This window comes from Blastococcus sp. KM273128, from assembly GCF_021698975.1.
Taxonomy (GTDB): Bacteria; Actinomycetota; Actinomycetes; order Mycobacteriales; family Geodermatophilaceae; genus Blastococcus.
The window spans coordinates 1-16,662 of record NZ_SSXA01000085.1 but is presented as its reverse complement, the minus strand read 5'-3'; the positions used below and the strand labels follow the sequence as shown (position 1 = coordinate 16,662).

General features: G+C 73.4%; 18 protein-coding genes. 4 read left to right on the top strand and 14 right to left on the bottom strand.

The window, feature by feature from the left end:
• Window positions 1-179: 179 nt before the first annotated feature.
• The 3 genes from E9529_RS18620 to E9529_RS18610 are packed head-to-tail and all read right to left on the bottom strand — an operon-like array spanning window position 180 to window position 2,548.
• The gene (locus tag E9529_RS18620; protein WP_236832765.1) at window positions 180-1,064 is read right to left on the bottom strand and encodes an NUDIX hydrolase; all 885 of its coding nucleotides are present in this window, start codon (window positions 1,062-1,064) and stop codon (window positions 180-182) included.
• Between the two features lie 60 nt (window positions 1,065-1,124).
• On the bottom strand, window positions 1,125-1,874 hold the full coding sequence (locus E9529_RS18615) for a hypothetical protein (RefSeq protein WP_236832764.1): 750 nt from the start codon (window positions 1,872-1,874) through the stop codon (window positions 1,125-1,127).
• A complete protein-coding gene (locus E9529_RS18610; protein WP_236832763.1) occupies window positions 1,871-2,548 on the bottom strand; it encodes a helix-turn-helix domain-containing protein in 678 nt (225 codons plus the stop codon). The genes E9529_RS18615 and E9529_RS18610 overlap by 4 nt, the downstream gene beginning before the upstream one ends.
• A 160-nt stretch (window positions 2,549-2,708) precedes the next feature.
• On the opposite strand from E9529_RS18610, the gene E9529_RS18605 reads away from it, so the two are divergent.
• Window positions 2,709-2,918 (top strand): DNA-binding protein, encoded by a 210-nt coding sequence (locus tag E9529_RS18605; protein ID WP_236832762.1) that lies wholly within the window; start codon window positions 2,709-2,711, stop codon window positions 2,916-2,918.
• 130 nt (window positions 2,919-3,048) lie between these two features.
• Window positions 3,049-4,089, top strand: coding sequence for an NAD(P)-dependent alcohol dehydrogenase (locus tag E9529_RS18600; protein WP_236832761.1), 1,041 nt, complete (start codon window positions 3,049-3,051; stop codon window positions 4,087-4,089).
• 12 nt (window positions 4,090-4,101) lie between these two features.
• Here the strand turns inward: E9529_RS18600 and E9529_RS18595 are convergent, their stop codons facing one another.
• The 9 genes from E9529_RS18595 to E9529_RS18555 all read right to left on the bottom strand — a co-directional run bounded on the left by E9529_RS18595 (window position 4,102) and on the right by E9529_RS18555 (window position 12,761).
• Window positions 4,102-5,103: a DUF3048 domain-containing protein gene (locus E9529_RS18595; RefSeq protein ID WP_236832760.1), complete on the bottom strand. Its 1,002-nt coding sequence runs from the start codon at window positions 5,101-5,103 to the stop codon at window positions 4,102-4,104.
• A 379-nt stretch (window positions 5,104-5,482) separates the two neighbouring features.
• Window positions 5,483-5,719, bottom strand: coding sequence for a hypothetical protein (locus E9529_RS18590; protein WP_236832759.1), 237 nt, complete (start codon window positions 5,717-5,719; stop codon window positions 5,483-5,485).
• Between the two features lie 137 nt (window positions 5,720-5,856).
• Window positions 5,857-7,170: a hypothetical protein gene (locus E9529_RS18585; RefSeq protein ID WP_236832758.1), complete on the bottom strand. Its 1,314-nt coding sequence runs from the start codon at window positions 7,168-7,170 to the stop codon at window positions 5,857-5,859.
• Window positions 7,171-7,292: 122 nt separating this feature from the next.
• Complete coding sequence (locus E9529_RS18580; RefSeq protein WP_236832757.1) at window positions 7,293-8,951, bottom strand: nuclease-related domain-containing DEAD/DEAH box helicase; 1,659 nt, start codon at window positions 8,949-8,951, stop codon at window positions 7,293-7,295.
• Window positions 8,948-10,249 (bottom strand): 3'-5' exonuclease, encoded by a 1,302-nt coding sequence (locus E9529_RS18575; protein WP_236832756.1) that lies wholly within the window; start codon window positions 10,247-10,249, stop codon window positions 8,948-8,950. Before E9529_RS18575 ends, E9529_RS18580 begins: the two co-directional genes overlap by 4 nt.
• A 211-nt stretch (window positions 10,250-10,460) precedes the next feature.
• The gene (locus E9529_RS18570) at window positions 10,461-10,832 is read right to left on the bottom strand and encodes a type II toxin-antitoxin system death-on-curing family toxin (RefSeq protein WP_236832755.1); all 372 of its coding nucleotides are present in this window, start codon (window positions 10,830-10,832) and stop codon (window positions 10,461-10,463) included.
• Complete coding sequence (locus E9529_RS18565) at window positions 10,829-11,035, bottom strand: ribbon-helix-helix protein, CopG family (protein ID WP_236832754.1); 207 nt, start codon at window positions 11,033-11,035, stop codon at window positions 10,829-10,831. The genes E9529_RS18570 and E9529_RS18565 overlap by 4 nt, the downstream gene beginning before the upstream one ends.
• Window positions 11,036-11,123: 88 nt before the next feature.
• Window positions 11,124-12,086: a histone-like nucleoid-structuring protein Lsr2 gene (locus tag E9529_RS22825; RefSeq protein ID WP_236832753.1), complete on the bottom strand. Its 963-nt coding sequence runs from the start codon at window positions 12,084-12,086 to the stop codon at window positions 11,124-11,126.
• Window positions 12,087-12,116: 30 nt separating this feature from the next.
• Entirely contained in the window at window positions 12,117-12,761 is a 645-nt protein-coding gene (locus E9529_RS18555; RefSeq protein WP_236832752.1) for a hypothetical protein, read from the bottom strand.
• Window positions 12,762-12,925: 164 nt separating this feature from the next.
• On the opposite strand from E9529_RS18555, the gene E9529_RS18550 reads away from it, so the two are divergent.
• Together E9529_RS18550 and E9529_RS18545 are read left to right on the top strand one after the other, a co-directional pair.
• A complete protein-coding gene (locus E9529_RS18550; protein WP_236832751.1) occupies window positions 12,926-13,708 on the top strand; it encodes a thioesterase family protein in 783 nt (260 codons plus the stop codon).
• Window positions 13,709-13,761: 53 nt separating this feature from the next.
• A complete protein-coding gene (locus E9529_RS18545) occupies window positions 13,762-15,165 on the top strand; it encodes an ADP-ribosylglycohydrolase family protein (protein WP_236832750.1) in 1,404 nt (467 codons plus the stop codon).
• 14 nt (window positions 15,166-15,179) lie between these two features.
• On the opposite strand, the gene E9529_RS18540 is transcribed toward E9529_RS18545, so the two are convergent.
• Window positions 15,180-16,007 carry a GIY-YIG nuclease family protein gene (locus tag E9529_RS18540; protein WP_236832749.1) on the bottom strand — a complete coding sequence of 276 codons (828 nt, stop codon included), beginning with the start codon at window positions 16,005-16,007 and terminating at the stop codon, window positions 15,180-15,182.
• Window positions 16,008-16,030: 23 nt separating this feature from the next.
• Complete coding sequence (locus E9529_RS18535) at window positions 16,031-16,198, bottom strand: hypothetical protein (protein WP_236832748.1); 168 nt, start codon at window positions 16,196-16,198, stop codon at window positions 16,031-16,033.
• Between the last annotated feature and the right edge of the window lie 464 nt (window positions 16,199-16,662).

Here is a 16,662-nt window from a genome sequence, read left to right as displayed (position 1 = left end):
CACGGCCCGCTCACGCAGTTCGTCTGGGTACTTCTTCGGTGCTGGCACTGCTCCACCCTTCCGTGGCTTCAGTGCCTCCATCAATCCCGGGGCGGTTCAGAGGCGTTATGTGCACAAAACGCCGCGTGGGGGCGCTTTGTGCACAAAAGGCCGCGTGGTGCACCGGGTTGTGCGTCGGTTCAGCTGATGGCGGTCGGGTCGATGTCCCGCGACCCGAACGGCTCGACCAACGCGGAGAGCGGGACCGGGCCGTCGTCGGCGTCGTAGACGTACTCGACGCGGCCGCCGGCGAGCACCGGGCGGGTCATGACCGGCCGGATGCGCCGCGGCGCCGCCATCGCGGAGGCGACGTCCGGGTGCGCGCAGAGGTCGCGGAGGCTCGAGGCGGTGGCGTTCATCATCGTCAGCGACCCGTCGCGGAAGCCCGCGAACGCCTCGGCGACCGGCTGCCAGGTCACCCGGTCGGCCTCGCCGCCGACGTCGCGGGTGCGCTGCCCGGACGGGAGCGCGGCGACGAAGAACCGGGTGTCGAACCGGCGGGCCGACCACTCCGGGGTGATCCAGTGCGCCCAGGGCCGGAGCAGGTCGGCGCGCAGCAGCAGCGACCGCGCGGCCAGGAAGTCGCTCAGCACCAGCGTGCCCTCGATGAGCGCCAGCCGGTCGCGCTCCCAGTCGTCGCCGGTGGTGTCGGTGACCGGGGTGCCGTCCCGGTGTGCGGCGAGCAGGACGCCGGACTCCTCGAACGTCTCGCGGACCGCCGCCGCGACGAGCGCGGTCGCCAGCCCGGGGTCGCAGGAGAACGCCGCCGCCCAGTCGGCGGGCGGCGGGCCGGCCCAGTGCTCGGCGGCCTCGCGGTCGCGCGGGTCGACCGAGCCGCCGGGGTAGACGTGCATGCCCGGCGCGAAGGCCATCGTCGGGCGGCGCCGCAGCAGGTAGACCTCCGGGCCGGTCGCCCCGTCGCGCAGCAGGACGACGCTGGCGGCGTCGCGTGGCTCGACGACGTCGGTTTCCCCGCGCAGGTAGCGCGCGACGAGCTCCGTCCGGTCGGTAGCCATGGCGGTCATGCTCGCACCGCATGGTCCTGGACCGCCCGGCGCCCAGGAATCGTGTTGTCCGGTGCCGGTTCAGCCCAGCAGCAGGCGCCAGGTGGCGTAGCCGTCGTCGGCCGCCTCGCCGAGCCGGCGCCACTCGGCGGCGGCGGGGTCGCCGAGCACCTCGTCGAGCCGCTGCAGCCGCTTGCGGTCGCTGCCGGCGAAGCGGTCCCGCTCGGCGAGCGGATCAGCGATGAGGCCGGTCAGGAAGGCGGCGTCCCCGCTGTGCCGCTCCCGGTCGCGGGCGTCGGTCGCCCAGGCGGCGGCCTTCAGCACCAGGGCGCCGAGCGGGTCCGGCACCGGCACGAGCGCCGTCCGCGAGCCCTTGGTCACGTGCACCGGCATCGCCCGGCGCAGCGCCTGGGTGCCGCCCTCGATGCGGATCGTGTCACCCCCGACGGTGCGCAGCCTCCGGCGCGGCGGGGTGTGGTCCGGGGCGAGGACGTCGGCGCGCGCCTGGTCCCGGGCCCGGACGAAGCGGTAGACCTTGCCGGCGGCGTCCGGCTGCGGCTGGAGGTCCAGCTCCCGCACCGCGCGCACGCAGCGCGCCAGTCCTGCCTCGTCGGTCAGCAGGTCGGCGAGGACGTCGACGTCCTGGCTGGCCCGGGTCGCCACCCGCCCGACGAGCAGGCCGTGCAGCATCACCATCTGGCCGCCGACCAGCACCCAGCCGGTGGGCGGCAGCTGCTCGGCGAGGTCGAGGACGAGCTCCCAGAGGGTGTCCAGCGGGCCGGCCAGCGCCGGGAGCTCGACCCTCGGCTCCGGTGGTCCCGCGCCGGTCACCGGGGCAGGTCGGCCAGCGCGGCCGCGAGCAGGTCGAGACCGGCCCGGCGGGTGCGCACGTCGGGTGACTCGGCGAGGTCCACGGCGACGACCGCGGCCGGCATGTATGGGAGGCCTACGAGGCTCAGCTCGTACCGCGGCACGCGCACGACCAGGTTGGCCTCGCCGCGCTCGGACAGGCCGAGGTCGCGGCGCAGCCCCGCCAGCGTCACCTCGGTGCAGTACACCTCGGCCGCTGCGTCGGGGGCGACGATGTCGGCTCCGACGGCGGCCGCCGCGGTCAGCCCGGAGGGCACGACGCCGTCGGTGTCGAGCAGCCGCTGCCGGTAGGCGGGCAGCACCCGCAGCTCGTGGCGGTCGGCGCGGTCACGGGCGGCGGCGACCAGGCGCTCGGCGTCGTAGCCGCGCAGCCGGGCGAGCAGGCGCGAGCGGTCCGCGGGCGGCAGCCAGTCGACGTCCTCACCGGAGAGCTGCCACAGCGCGGCCCACACCGTCCGGGGTGCCAGGGCCCGCCCCGCGGTGATCGGCAGGCGCGCTCGACCGTCCACGGTGTCCTCGTCGAGCACGAGCGTGCGACCGACCCGGCGGGCGGTCAACTTGCCCGCGCGGATCAACCGGCGGACCTGTTCCGGCTCGACGCCGAGCCGCTCGGCGGCCTCGTCCACGGTGAGCATGCCGATCCCTCTCGTTGGCACAAACAGGCGTCTTGCACGCCCAATTGTGCCAACGAAGGGGTCGGTGGGACCCGAGGCGCGCGGGAGGGATGACGGCAAGGGGCGGACGTCCGGCCGCGACGCTGGATGAGTTCCCACCTCCGCCGGAGTCTCCGCTGACATGACCGACGACGACCTGCCCCGTGCCATCGGCCGCCCGGCACTCGGGGCGCTGCGCGCGGCCGGGATCAACCGGCTGTCCGAGGTGGGTCGGCTCCGAGAGGAAGACCTGCTGGCCCTGCACGGCGTGGGCCCGAGAGCCGTCCGGCTCCTGCGGGCCGAACTGGCCGAGCGCGGACTGGATCTCACGGACCCTGACGAAGGGTTCTAGCTGCGCCCATGTCGTCGAACGCCTCCACGGCCAGGGTCTTCCGCCCCTGATCGCGGGACGCGACGACCTGCCGCCCACCGCGGTCGCGCCCTAGCGTCCGGGGCGACGTCCCCGGCACGGAGGAGCAGGCATGCGCGCGGTGCAGTACCGGACCATCGGCGGCGAGCCCGAGGTGGTCGAGATCCCGACGCCGGAGCCGGGCCCGGGGCAGGTCCGGCTGCGGGTCACCGCCGCGGGGCTGTGCCACTCGGACGCGTTCGTGATGAGCCTGCCGGCCGAGCAGTACGTCTACGGGCTGCCGCTGACGCTCGGGCACGAGGGCGCCGGCGTGGTCGACGCGCTGGGCTCCGGCGTGACCGGCGTGGAGGTCGGCGAGCCGGTGGCGGTGTACGGGCCGTGGGGCTGCGGGCTGTGCCACGCCTGCGCGCGCGGAGCGGAGAACTACTGCCCCCGGGCAGCCGGGCTGGGCATCCAGCCGCCGGGGCTGGGCTCCCCCGGCGCGCTGGCCGAGTACATGCTCGTCGACGACGTCCGGCACCTGGTCCCGCTCGGCGACCTCGACCCGGTGGCCACCGTGTCGCTGACCGACGCGGGACTGACGCCGTACCACGCGATCGTCTCGTCGCTGGGCGCGCTGCCCGCCGGGAGCACCGCCGTGGTGATCGGCGCCGGCGGGCTGGGGCACGTGGGCATCCAGATCCTGCGGGCGATCACCGGCGCCACCGTGGTCGCGCTGGACATCAGCGAGCAGAAGCTGGAGCTGGCCCGGGAGGTGGGCGCGCACCACGTGCTGCCGTCGGACGAGTCCGCCGTCGGGGAGATCCGGTCGCTGACCCGCGGGGTGGGCGCGCAGGTGGTGTTCGACATGGTGGGGGCGCCGCCGACGCTGGAGATCGCCCGGCAGTCGGTCGCGCTGGACGGCGTCATCCAGATCGTCGGGATCGGCGGTGGGCTGCTGCCGACCGGCTTCTTCTCCACGCCGATGGGGGCGTCGGTGCGGGCGCCGTACTGGGGCCGGCGGTCGGAGCTGATGGAGGTGCTGGACCTGGCGCGCGCCGGGGCGATCCACGTCGAGGTGGAGCGGTACACCCTCGACCAGGCGCCTTCCGCATATCGCAAGCTGCACGAGGGCACCATCCGCGGCCGCGCCGTCGTCGCCCCCGGGGAGTGACCTCCTGCGCACTCAGCCGGTGGTGACCGCGCCGGAGTTCGGGACCAACTCGACCCAGGTGGTCCCGGGCGCCAGGGTCACCGGGTCGCCGTCGACGTCGGTCAGCTCCACCCGGTCACCGACGCCCGGCTTGGACCAGGTCGCCTCGGCGGTGTGCCCGCCGGAGGCGACGAGCGCTGGTCCGCTGCCGGTCAGGACCGTCTCCGGGACGGGATTGCCGGCGGGGTCGCGGGCCTCGGTCTGGACGACGTCGACGCGCAGGACGACGACGTTGACGGCACCGATCCGCGCGCCGTCCGCCTGGACCGCGAGGGTGCTGCCCTCGGCGCGCAGCCAGCGACCATCGGTAGCGCTCCAGGTCCAGCGGGGCGTGCTGATGCTCGACAGCTCGAGGTCCAGCGTGGCCGCGGGTTGGCCTGCCTCGACGGCGGTGGGCTGCTCCCCCGGTGCGGCGTGCTCGAACTGCACGCCGGGTGAGGAGCGGTGGTCGGCGTCGGCCTGGTCGAGCAGGGTCTGCGGGGTCGCGTGGACGTTGTGCGGCGCCGAGCGGGCCGTCGTCCGGAAGAAGCCGTCGGCGCCGGAGTCCTGGCGGAGCACCTGCAGCCCGGCGTTCTCGGCGGCGGCGATGTAGGGCGGCACGCCACCGGAGAAGGCGAGCAGCCCGCCGAGCGGTGCGGCGATCGCGGCGTCCATCGGCCGGATCGACCGCACGGGGCCGATCTCCGGCGGGAGGGTGGAGTGGTAGACGGCGACGAACCGGGTCATCCCGCCCTCGACGACCTGCTCCCACACCATGTCGGCGGCGTTGAGCCCGGTCTGCGGGCGGGCGGCGGAGCTGTTCTCGATCTTCACGGCGAGCGCCGGGCGGTCGGGAACCGTGTCGGCCGGGACGCCGGTCAGCGGCCAGGCGGGCCCGGACGGCGACGTGCCGGCGAGCACCGAGTCGAGGAACGGCAGGGTCGCCACGTGCGGCTTCACCGTCGGCCACACGACGACGCCGGCGACCACGAGCACCGCGAGCAGGAGGAGCCGGGCGCGGCGGGGCCTGGGGCGTCGACCCCCTCTGGCCGTCTTACTCTTGGCCGGCGCCGGCCGCTGACCGGAGCCCTTCCTGGGCCGGGAGCGCGTCGCGGCCCTGCGGGCGGTCGTCGGCCGGGAGCGGGGACGCGGTGCAGTGGTCCTGGGCAACGGGGGCTTCCTGACTCGGCGACGTCCTGCCTCTTCTGTATCGGCACGGCCGGCCGGACCCCCGACCGCGGCGCTGACACAGCGATTCGGACCGTTGCTCCTGGACTGCCGTCGCCGTGTCAGATGCCGTCACTCAAGTCGACATCCGCCGCGCAGATGACCCGACCGCTGTCGACGACACCGGCAAAGTCGGGGATCACGACCGTCAGCTGAGGTCAGCGTCGCGCAGCTCGAGGATCGCCTCACCGGACAACCGACTGTCGGTGACGACCACACGTCGCTGCACGTCGTCCCAGAACGAATCCGGGCTGGGGTGCTGTGCGAGCGCTACCAGTTGCCTGAGCAGGTACTCCGGCAGAGGCTGACCGGCTCGGGAAGCACGCCTCGCCAACTCCTCCGCGACGTCATCGGGGACGTCGGGAATCGTCATGGAAACCGGCATGCAGGCACGGTAACGGCGCTTGAAACGACAGGCAGCTGCCCACTGGAAGACGGCCCATCCAGCAGCAACAGGCCTGCCGCGGGGCGGCACGTCTCAGCGCCGCCCCGCGACGGTTGCTCCAATTGCGAGAAGGCAGGTCAGGCAGCCTCGGCGGGGAAGACGACGAGCGATCCGTCGCTGCCTCGCTCGATCTCGATCGCGACGTCGGCCTGGTGCAGGCCGACAGCGAGGCCGTCACCCAGAGCGCGGAGGCGGTACGCGGTCGCGAGAAGGTGATCCACCTCCCCGGGCGTGACGACGACGCTGAGGAAGCCGCCGGAACGCCTCACCTCGAGAGCCGACAGCCGGTGGAGCACCGAGGTGATCCCGGACTCCAGTTCGTCGACGCGACGCTCGTCGTCCCGCAGCGTGCGGATGAACGTCTTGAAGGGGTGGTTGCCGCCCTCAAGCTGCGCGTGCTCGACGGCCTGGAGGACGAGGACCCGTCGCTTGAGAGCGATCACGAGCCGCGCGAGCTCGAGATGCGCACGGAAGGCGCCGCCTTCCTCGTCGATGCCCGGGAACGCCTTCGTGAGTGCGCCGACTTCGACCGATCCTTCAGGGAGCTTGTCCAGCGCTTCCTGCCACTTGCCGAGCCGCCTGCGGGTCTGCTCCATCGCCTTGCCGATGGCGTGCACGGCGGAGTCGAGGCCGAGGGAAAGACCGAGGCGCCCCTGATCGAGGAGGATCGAGGTGGCCTTGTCGATCGCGTCGCGGCAGCCGTCGAGTTCGCTCCGTTCGGCCTCGAGCTTGTCCTCGTGCAACTGCTCGAGCAGGTCCGTGATCCGCTCGATCGACTCTTGACGCTGCTGATCGGCGTGCGCGCTGACGCCGACCGCGACAGCCATCAGGACGAGTGGCGCGGCGACCGTCAGAGCTCCGGCGCCAGCGGCCGCAACTCCGGCAGTGGCAGCCGAGCCGCCTGCCGCTCCGGCAGCCGCCGCCTTGCCTGCGACGGGGACGAAGGCGGCGTGGGAAGTGACTCCGGAAGAGTTGACCAGAGCGCTGCGAACTCCTCCCGCGACTCCCTTGGCGGCCATGGGTCGCACGAGCCCCTTGCCAACCTCTGCGGCGACCTTGGCCGGCACCACCATGCGGTACAGCGTCTCGCCGCTGGCGGCGGCGCTCAGCGTCGGTGAGGTCGACTTGGCCGTCTGCGCGACCAGCTGCGACAGCTGCTGCGCCAGCGGGCTCGCTGCGTGGAGCGGGATCCCGCCGTTCCGCTCGCGTCGGGTGGAGATCGGATGGGCTTCCAGCGTCGCGATCGGAGCCGCGGCGAGTGTCGCCAGGGCCGTCCTCAGCTCAGCCAGACGGGCGGGCGTCATCGCTTCGTCGCCCAGGACGTCGGGGACGCTGACCTCCTCGGTGGCGAGCGCCCACACCGGCACCGAGGCGTTGCTGTCGACAGTCACGTGCTTCTACTCCCAGGTTGGTCTTCCAGCGCCGACGGCATCAGCGATGCTGGTGGCGATCTCTGCGCTCGGCGGTCGATCCGATCGGCGGGTCTCCCCGTACATCGGCGGTTCAGCGAGGCTCACTGCCCGCGGCCGCTCCCCTCCTTGCCCGACAGACGCTGCGCCACCGCCGGGCCGCCGACGCGTCGAATCAGGTCCAGGTCGCCGCAGACGACGAGCAGGTCGCGGGCGCGGGACAGCGCGACGTACAGCATCTCCCTGGCGCGCGCCTCGTCGCGGAAGCCGTTGACCGCGAGGACGACGGCCGGCCGCTCCAGCCCCTTGAAGCCGAGCACGTGCCCGTAGAAGACGTCGTCGTCCTGCCAGTAGGTGGCCCAGTAGGCGTCCTGCCCCTCGGCCTGCCGCTCCACCTGGACGGGGTGCCGTCGGTGCGTGGTCAGCAGCGCGACCGACTCGGGCGGCCACCCGTGGTCCAGCAGTTCGTCGGCGATGTCGTCGGCCGCGCCGACGGCGTCCTCGGTCGCGCACTGGACGAACCGCACGGGAAGGCCCGCCTGCCCGCGGATCCGCATCTGCTCCGGCGCCAGGCTGGAGAACGTGCCGGCGATCTGCTTGGTGTTGCGCAGGTTCTCGTTGAGCGGGATGGGCATCAGGTCGACCGTCGGCCGGCCCTGCCGCGCGAAGATCCGCTGCCCCTCGTCGGAGAAGACGTACAGCGAACCCGTGTCGGGGTCGCGCAGCGCCGCGAGGACGGCGTCCCACCAGCTCTGGGCGAAGTCCTGCCCTTCGTCGACGACGACCGCATCGAAGCGCTCACCCTCCGGGAGCTCCGCCGCCAGCGACACCATCGCTGCGGGCAGCGATTCCTCCCAGTAACGGCTGTCGTCGTCCGAGCCCGGCTCCACCCCCCAGCCGATGCCGAGGTTGTGGAAGGTGCCGACGTAGGCCGGTCGCTGCCGCTTCGGCAACGTCTCGACGCGGCGCTTGAGGAACTCGGCGAGCCCCCGCGAGTAGCACATGACCGCGACCCGGTGACCGTCCGCGGCGAGGCGGCGGGCCTTCTCGACGGCCAGCCAGGTCTTCCCGGAGCCGGCACCTCCTCGGATCTCCACCCGGGTAAAGGATGCCAGCAGGTCGAGGACCTTGGCCTGGTCGCGGGTGAGCAGGTCGCAGGCGGCTTCGCGCTCGGCGAGCTGCGCGAGCAGGTGCTGCTGCGGGATGAGGGTGCCGGCCAGGCAGTCGACGAGCGCCTCGACGTCCTCGGCGGTCGGCGGGTCGGGCTCGTCGCGGACCTTGTCCAGCGCGGCCCTGATCCGGGCGGCGGCGTGCGGGACGTCGGTCGTGTCGATCGCCATCCAGCGGGCGAGGCCGGGCGCCATGAAGTCCGACGACAGGGTGGTGACCGGCAGCGCGACGAGGTGCGCCGTCCGGGGCCGGCCGGCGGACCAGCGCGGGTGCTCGGCGAGGTAGCCGCACAGCAGGTGCTTGCAGGCGACGGCCTGGTCGACCGGGTGGATCACGTGGTCGGTGCCGTCCCCACCCTGCCGCCACTCCCCCCGCTGCAGCGTCACATGGCCGCCCTTGACCTCGACGACGGCGACGCCCACGCCCGGCCAGGCGACGACGACGTCGGCCTCGCGGTCCTGCTGCCCGTCGCTCAGCCGGACGTTGCAGAAGACGGCGGCGTCGTCGGGCAGCTGCCCGCGCAGCGTGCGGACGAGCAGCTCCTCGGAGGAGTGGGCGAACTGCGGGTCCTCGGGGAACAGCCGGGCGGTCACGCGCGCGCCCCGGTCACCGAGAGCGCCTCCCAGAACACCGCCTCGCTGATCACCCGGACGCCGAGCGCCCGCGCCTTGCTGGCCTTGCCCGACTGCGAGTGCGGGTCCGCGCACACGAGGACGCTGGTCTGCTTCGACACCGAGGACATCGGCCGCAGCCCGGCGTCCCGGGCGGCCTGCTCAAGGTCGTCGCGCGTGCGGCTCATCGCGCCGGTGAAGACGATCCGGTCTCCGGGCGAGAAGACCTCGGCCCGCCGGGGCAGCGAGACCTGCGCGCCGCTGCGGACGACCGAGAGCGCCAGGTCGACGTCCCTGCTGCGCATGCCGAGCAGCGCCGCCACCCGCTCGAGGTCGGTCCGCTCCCCGTCGGTGACCACTCCGTCGGCGTAGGCGGCGGTGGCCAGCGCCTCGAGGTAGACCCGGTGCGCGGCCGTCACGTCGTCGGGTCCGCAGCCGAGCTCTCCGGCGAGCGCGACCAGCTGGTCGGCCTCGGCGACGCTGACCAGCCGGTCCTCCAGCGCCTGGTCGAGCACGGTCAGGTACGGCGCCATGCTGGGCGGCGCATCGTCCAACGCCGGCAGGGCGGCGACAAGGCCGGCGAGGTAGCCGTCCCGCTCGCGGACGGCGGCGGTCGCGGCGTCCCGCGGCAGCGTCCGGCACGGCGGGCACGGGTCCTCGTCGTCGTACCCGGTCGCGGCGGCGACGAGGTCGGTCCAGCCGCCGTCGAGCGCCTCGAAGCCGCGGTAGCTGCCGTCGTCGGCGAAGTCGACGCGGACCCCGGCGCCGGCCAGCGATCCGCCACCCACGTCGGAGGCGAGCATGGCCAGCATCAGCTCCGCGGTGGCGCGGGCGTCGTGCAGCGCGGCGTGGCCGTGCACGAGCGGGATGTCGAGGAAGCCGCACAGGGCCTGCAGCGATCGGGTGCCCGAGCCGAAGAACAGCGGCGCGAGGCGCATCGTGCACAGCGTCGGCGACAGGGCGGTCGGCAGCCCGGCGCGGCCGAACTCGCGGGCGAGGAAGCGCAGGTCGAACAGCGCGTTGTGCGCGACGAGCACCCGTCCGGCGAGCAAGGAACGCAGGTGCGGCGCGACGTCGGCGAAGGCCGGGGCGTCGACGACGTCGCCGGCGCTGATGCCGTGCAGCCCGGTCGGGCCGACATCGCGGCCGGGGTTGAGCAGGGTCTCGAACTCGGCCTCGACCTCGCCGCGGTCGTCGAGCAGGACGACGCCGATCTCGACGACGCGGTCGGTCCGCGGGGACAGGCCGGTGGTCTCCACGTCGACGACGGCAACGGTCACGACGGCTCCTTCGCGCTCGCGGCCGGACGTCGGCCGAGGGGTGCGGACGGGGCGGACCATGACACGGCGGGGGGACAGAACCGCAGGTTTCGGGCCGAGCCGGTCCGCTCCTGCCACATCGGCCTCAGAGTCACCTCACGGCAGTGCGACGGCGGCCGATCGCCAGTCGGCGCGCGCTACCAGCAGGGTTGGACGCACGCCCGTAGAGCGCTCAGCGAGGGATGACCGGGAGTCGGGATGCGATCGCCTCGACGTCGACGCCACCGGCGGCCACGTCCATCACCAGCGTGAAGGCTGCGTCGTCGTCCAGGTCCGGGGCATGGCCGTTCAAGTCGAGGAAGACGACCGTCGCCAGCCAACCCAGCCGCTTGTTGCCGTCGACCAGTGCGTGGTTGCGGACGACCGAGTGCAGCAGGGCCGCAGCCTTCAGCGGAAGCGTCTCGTAGGCGTCCTGTCCGAACGCCTGTGCACGAGGGCGACCGGCGGCGGAGTCCAGGAGGCCGACGTCTCTGACCGGGCCTGCGCCCAGTACCCGGGTAAGGCCCAGCAGGTCTTCCAGGTCGAGGTACTCGACCTCGGTCACGCCGTACCGAGGCGATGCAGGACATCGCCCCACTGCTCAGCCAGCCGCGCGGAGCTCTCCTGCACCCGCGCGGCGTGGCCGCTGCGTGCATGCCGCTCCAGGACGGCGCGCCGGACGATCTCCTGCCGCGAAGTCCCCTCCGCCTCTGCGAGCGCTGCGAGCGCCCGCTCCAGCTCGTCGTCGATGCGCAGCGTCATGGCCATGGGCGCGATGGTATCGCCGTGATACCACTCGCGGTAGCCCGAGTCCGTTTCCGCTCCCCGGCCGCCGCTCGGCTGTGGACGCCCCCGATCAGCCCGCCGACTGCTGGAAGCGACGGAGGAGGTCGGCCGGGATCCGGCCGCGGTCGTTGACGTCGATGCCGTGGCTCCGAGCCCAGGCACGGATCTCGGCGGATGTGGCGGGCCGGGCCGGCACCGGCCGGCCCAGAGCGAACGAGCCCTCGACCGCCTCGGTCGCGCGCGCCGCGCCCAGCTCGGCGAGGCAGGCGCCGAGCCAGCGGTAGGTCCACTCCTGCGCCAGCGGGCGGGTCTCGCAGAAGGCGACCGGCACGGAGGGGAAGCGGGCCTGCGCCTCGGCCAGCGCTTCGGCGACCCGGGCGCCGGGGCTGTGCGGCAGCTTGAACAGCCGGCTGTAGCGGTCCTCCACCACGACGGCGGCGCGCGGCAGCGCCGTCAGCTCGGCGAGGGCGTAGGTGAGCTTCCCCGACAGCAGGCTGCCGGCGAGGTCCTCGAGGGTCTTCCGCTCGACTGCGGCGACCACGTCTCCGTCCAACTCGACGGCGTAGTCACCGGCGGAGAGCCGCTGCCGCCGGGTGGTGGCCTGCTGACTCCCGAACGCGTAGGGGTACTTCTCGCCGCTGTCGACCAGGATGTCGAGCACCTGGCCGTGCGCCCGGGCGGTGGGCAGGTGCACACCGGGGCGGGCCTGCTTCGTCGTCCGGGGCGATTGCCAGAAGATCACCTCGCGTCCGCGGGCCCGGGTGATGACCAGTTGCGAGCGGTTCTCCCGCGCGCGGGCCAGGACGAGATCGATGGCCGGTCCCCGGCGGGAGCAGGAGCGGACGGGGTGCCGCTCGACGATCTCGGCGTCGGCCGGCCACTCCTCGGCCCGATGGCAGTACACCTTGGCGGTCCGTGGCCACGGCTCCTTGGCCTTGACGACGACGCCGGCCGGGCCGAGCGGGATGCGCACGAGGTAGGGCAGCGTCGAGTCGGGGTCGGGGTTGCGCGCCACGATCAGGTCGTCGACCACGCCTCCAGCCTGGCACGGCGGCCCGGTGAACTACTCATCCCGGTCGGCGAAGGCGGACGAGCACCGCTCGCACGACCCCTGCGCGGCGACGAAAGCCTCGGGCGCGGTGGATCGGCGGCAGGTACGGCACCAGCGGAAGGACCGGCGCCGGTGCGAGGCAATGGCCTCCGCCATCTCGGCGACGAGGTGCGGCTGGTGCAGGACGTCGTCCCGGGCCAGCCGCGGCTCGTCGCCCATCAGCGGGCCGGGACGGTGCTGCCCCCAGGACGTCAGCGGGCGGGCCAGGACGAACCACGGACCTTGGACGCCGACCGCGAGCTGCGCCGGCTCGCCGCTGACGAACCACCGCACGCCGTCCTGACCGTCGGCCGCGTCCTCGCGCCGCCACCCGGTACCCAGTGCTCGGATGAGCACGGGGTGCTCCACGTCGAGCAGGCCGGCCAGCTCGGCCTCGTCGGCGGTGGGATCGGACTCGCTCCCCCACGCCAGGTCGCAGCTGCGGCAGACGAAGGCCGGCTGCTCGTCCATCACCAGGCAGCCACCGAGCGCGACCTGCCCGTGCTCCGCCTGCTCGAAGAGGTCACCTCCCGGCAGCCCGTAGACGAGAGGGACTGAGTCCTCCCGCCCGCACCCGGGGCACACCCGCCCCACCTGCACACCGACCGATCCGCCCATGCCACTCCCTGGTCTGCACCGTCCCCGTGACGGCAGGGGCGGACCATGACAGGCGCCACCGACAGAGCCGGCCACCCGGGCAGGCGTCCGCCGCAGCGCCACCCGATCGGGCGACGGCACGTCCGCCCGGTCCCCGGAGGACCGCTTCGGCCAGACTGCCGGTCATGGAGTTCGAGGCCTTCTACCTGCCGCTGGGCGAGAACCGGTTCGCGCCCACCCGGGCCACGGAGAGCCCGTGGGACCACAGCGCCCAGCACGGCGGACCGCCGTCCGCGCTGCTGGCCCACCTCGCCACCGACGCCGCCCGGGCGACAGGCACGCCTACCCGCCCGGCGCGGATCAGCGTCGACTTCTTCGGCGCCATCCCCCGCCGTGAGCTGGCCGTCGAGGTGTCCCCCGTCCGCCCGGGACGTCGGATCGACCTGACCGAGGCGGTGATGACCGTGGACGGCCGCACCGTCGCCATCGCCCGCGTGTGGTCGCTCGCGGTCGGGCCCACCCCGCCGGTGGTCACCGAGCTCAGCCCGCCTCCGGCCGTCCCCGACTCCTCGCCGCAGGAACTGTTCGGCCTGCCCGACTGGGGCTTCGGGCAGGCCATCGACTGGCGTTACACCGCCGGGTCACCGCAGGAGCCCGGGCCGGCCGACGTCTGGACCCGGGTGCGCGTCCCGCTGGTCGCCGGCCGGCCCCTCACCGGTCTGGACCGCGCACTCATCGCCGCCGACGCCGCCAACGGCATCTCCGTGGAGCTGCCCATCGACAGCTGGTGGTCCATCCCGCCGGGCATGACCACCCACCTGACCCGCGAGCCGGACGGCGAGTGGGTGCACCTGGCCTGCCGCACGCAGATCGCTGCCGACGGCATCGGGCTGTGCCACGGCGAGCTCTCCGACGTGCATGGCTCGATCGGCGAGGTCGCCCAGCCGCTGCTCGTCCAGGCCCGCTGAGCCTTGTCCGGCGTCGCACACACGCCGGCACCGCCGTCGGCGAGGATGCCCGGGTGACCCAGCGCATGCACCGCTCCCACCGCGTGGCCGGCGCGCTCGTCGGCTCTGCCGTCGGCGACGCCCTCGGCGCCCCGTTCGAGTTCGGGCCGCCCGGGCAGTTCTCCGCCCGCTTCCCGGTGCCCGCGCGCGGGTCGAGGACGGAGATGTGCGGCGGCGGCTCGTTGGGCTGGGAGCCGGGCGAGTTCACCGACGACACGCAGATGGCGCTGCTCGTGGCGGCCTCCCTGGTCGAGCGCGGCGGGCTCGACGAGGCCGACGTCTTCGCGCGGTTCTCGGCGTGGGCGGAGGCCAGGCCGCCGGACATCGGCAACCAGACGCGCGCCGTGCTCGGCTCCGGCCGGCCGTGGGACGTCGCCGCAGCCGAGCACTTCGCCCGCTCCGGGCACGCGGCCGGCAACGGCTCGCTGATGCGGACGACGCCCGCGGCCATCCGGTTCTCCCGGGAGGGGCGCGAGGCGACCATGGACGCCGCCCGGCGCATCTCGGCGCTCACCCACGGCGACCCGTCGGCCGGCGAGGGCTGCGCGATCTTCCACGAGCTCATGCGAGCGGCGCTGGACGGCGGCGAGCCGCTGGCAGCAACTTCAACGGCGCTCGAGGCGGTGCTGCCCGAGCACCGCGAGCGGTGGGCGGCGGTGCTGGCTCCGGACTGGACACCTGACCGGGCCACCGAGTCGAACGGCGCGGTGTGGCCGACGCTCGGCCAGGCGGTGTGGGCGCTGCGGAACGGGCGGGACTTCGCCGAGGTGCTGCGGCTGGTCATCGACCTAGGCGGCGACACCGACACGGTGGCCGCCGTCGCCGGCGGTCTGGCCGGGGCGGTGTTCGGGATGGGCGCGATCCCGAGCCGGTGGGCGTCGGTGGTGCACGGGCGGGTGCCCGGCCACGGCGATCGCATGTGGCGGCTGGCCGATCTGCAGCAGCTCGCCGCCTCGCTGGACGGCGGGGTGCAGCAGAACTACGACCCGGGCGTGATCCCGCGGATCGGGCCCACGGAGGTGCTGCCCGGCATCTGGGCCGGCAATCTGGACGGCGCCCGGTACAGCGAGGAGGACTTCGCCGTCATCTCGCTGTGCCGGCTGGGCGAACCCTTCCCGCACCCGGTACACCGGATGGCCTACATCGCCGACAACGAGCACAACGCCGACCTCGACGTCATGCTCGCCGACGTCCTGGACGACATGAGGGCGCTGCAGGAGGAGGGGCACCGCCTGCTGGTGCACTGCCACGGTGGCGCCTCTCGAACGGGTCTCGTGCTCCGCGGCTGGCTGGTGCGCGAGAAGGGGATGTCGGTCGAGGAGGCGACGGCGCACGTCGCCGAGCGCTGGCCGCACCTGGGCCTGTGGAACGACAGCTTCACCGCCGCGCTGGAACGGCTCGCCGCCCGGGCGCCGTGACATTCCACGGCCGGCTAGTTGGCGTTGAGGCCGAAGCGCCGGGTGAGCAGCTTGAATTTCCAGTACGACTCGATCTGCTCGATGGTGTCGTCGGGGGTGTTGCCGTCGACGACTTCCAGCACCGACACCTGGTAGTGGCGGCGGCCGTGGCGGGCTACGGCCCTGAGGCGGACGTCGCCGCCATCACCACCGTTGGCGTACTCCAGCCAGCGGCCGAGCAGGCTGTCGGCACCCTTCGCCGAGCCGACGTACTGCTGCCCGGACTCGACGTCGACCAGCAGGTACACGCCCTTCACGGCGCGCAGCACCTGCTGCCAGCCGTGAGGGAGGGTGGGGATGTCGTCGACCGGCCGGACGAACTCGCGGAACCCCGGGAAACGGGGCTCGTACTGCTCGGCGATCTCGAGGACGGGCTTGGGCTGGTTGGCGGCTCGCTGGACCCAGCTCCGAGTGCCGGCACCCCAGTCGATGACGACCTTGTCGGTGTAGTCACCGAGTTGATCGAGCAGCCGCAGGTCGTAGCCGTGGTAGCCGGACACGTCGCCGCCGGTCAGGACGTCGACGGTGCCGGCCGGGCAGGTGGTGATGCCGGCGACCTCGTAGAGGCCGACGAACACGGTCTTCCGGGCCTCGGTCACGATGAAGCTGGCCAGCAGGTCGCCCACGTCGAACAGGTTGCGCTGCTGGACGCTCTGGTACCGCTCGAACGCGGATCTGTCGCTTCGCCAGGCCTCGTAGAGCCGGCCGGGCTTCAGCCGGTTGTCCTGGTGCCGGACCAGGCGGACCTGCGCCGGATCGACACCCTCGAGGGACAGCAGGTCGCTGAACGTCAGCATCGGCATACCCCGATCGAGCCGCGCATGAGTCAGCGGCTCTCGTCGTCCCGGGGAGAAACTGCCGGCACGGCCGGACGACGGGAGAAGCCGGGGTCGAAGCGCTGGGTCATGTCCAGCTCGCCGGCGTCGGCAGCAGCGTGCCGCCTGGGCAGGGGCATCTTGAACTCGGCGGTCTCATCGGTGAAGTGCTTGGCCACGGCCCCAGGCTACGAAGCGGAACGGGTCCGGCGCGATAGGCGCGAGAGGCGTCCCGCACGGCTGGGACGAGAGGGTCGCGTGTGGTGGCCTGTCGACTTGTCTGCTCGTCGATCAGGCCTGGGGCAGGTTGACCGACAAGGGTACGGCGCCCCCGTGGCAGATCCGGTGGTTGGTCAGCAGCCCGTACGTAGCCTCATCGACGGGCTCGCCGGTTCCGAGGTTGCGCGTGTGCCGCGGATGCGACCGCCGGAGACTTGCAGCCGGATGCGGTGCCCGGCCCGGAAGCGGGGCGCGGTGTGGGGCAGCGTCCTCTCCTCGAACCGATCTCCCTTGACCGACTCCTCCGCCGGCGCCGGGTTGAGCCGAGTGGCGTCCACCAAGGTGGTGTGCGACGGCCCCGGTGACCAGCGGGCCCTGCACGTGAAGGCGGCCACCGCGTGATCTTCTGGATACCTTCCACAGC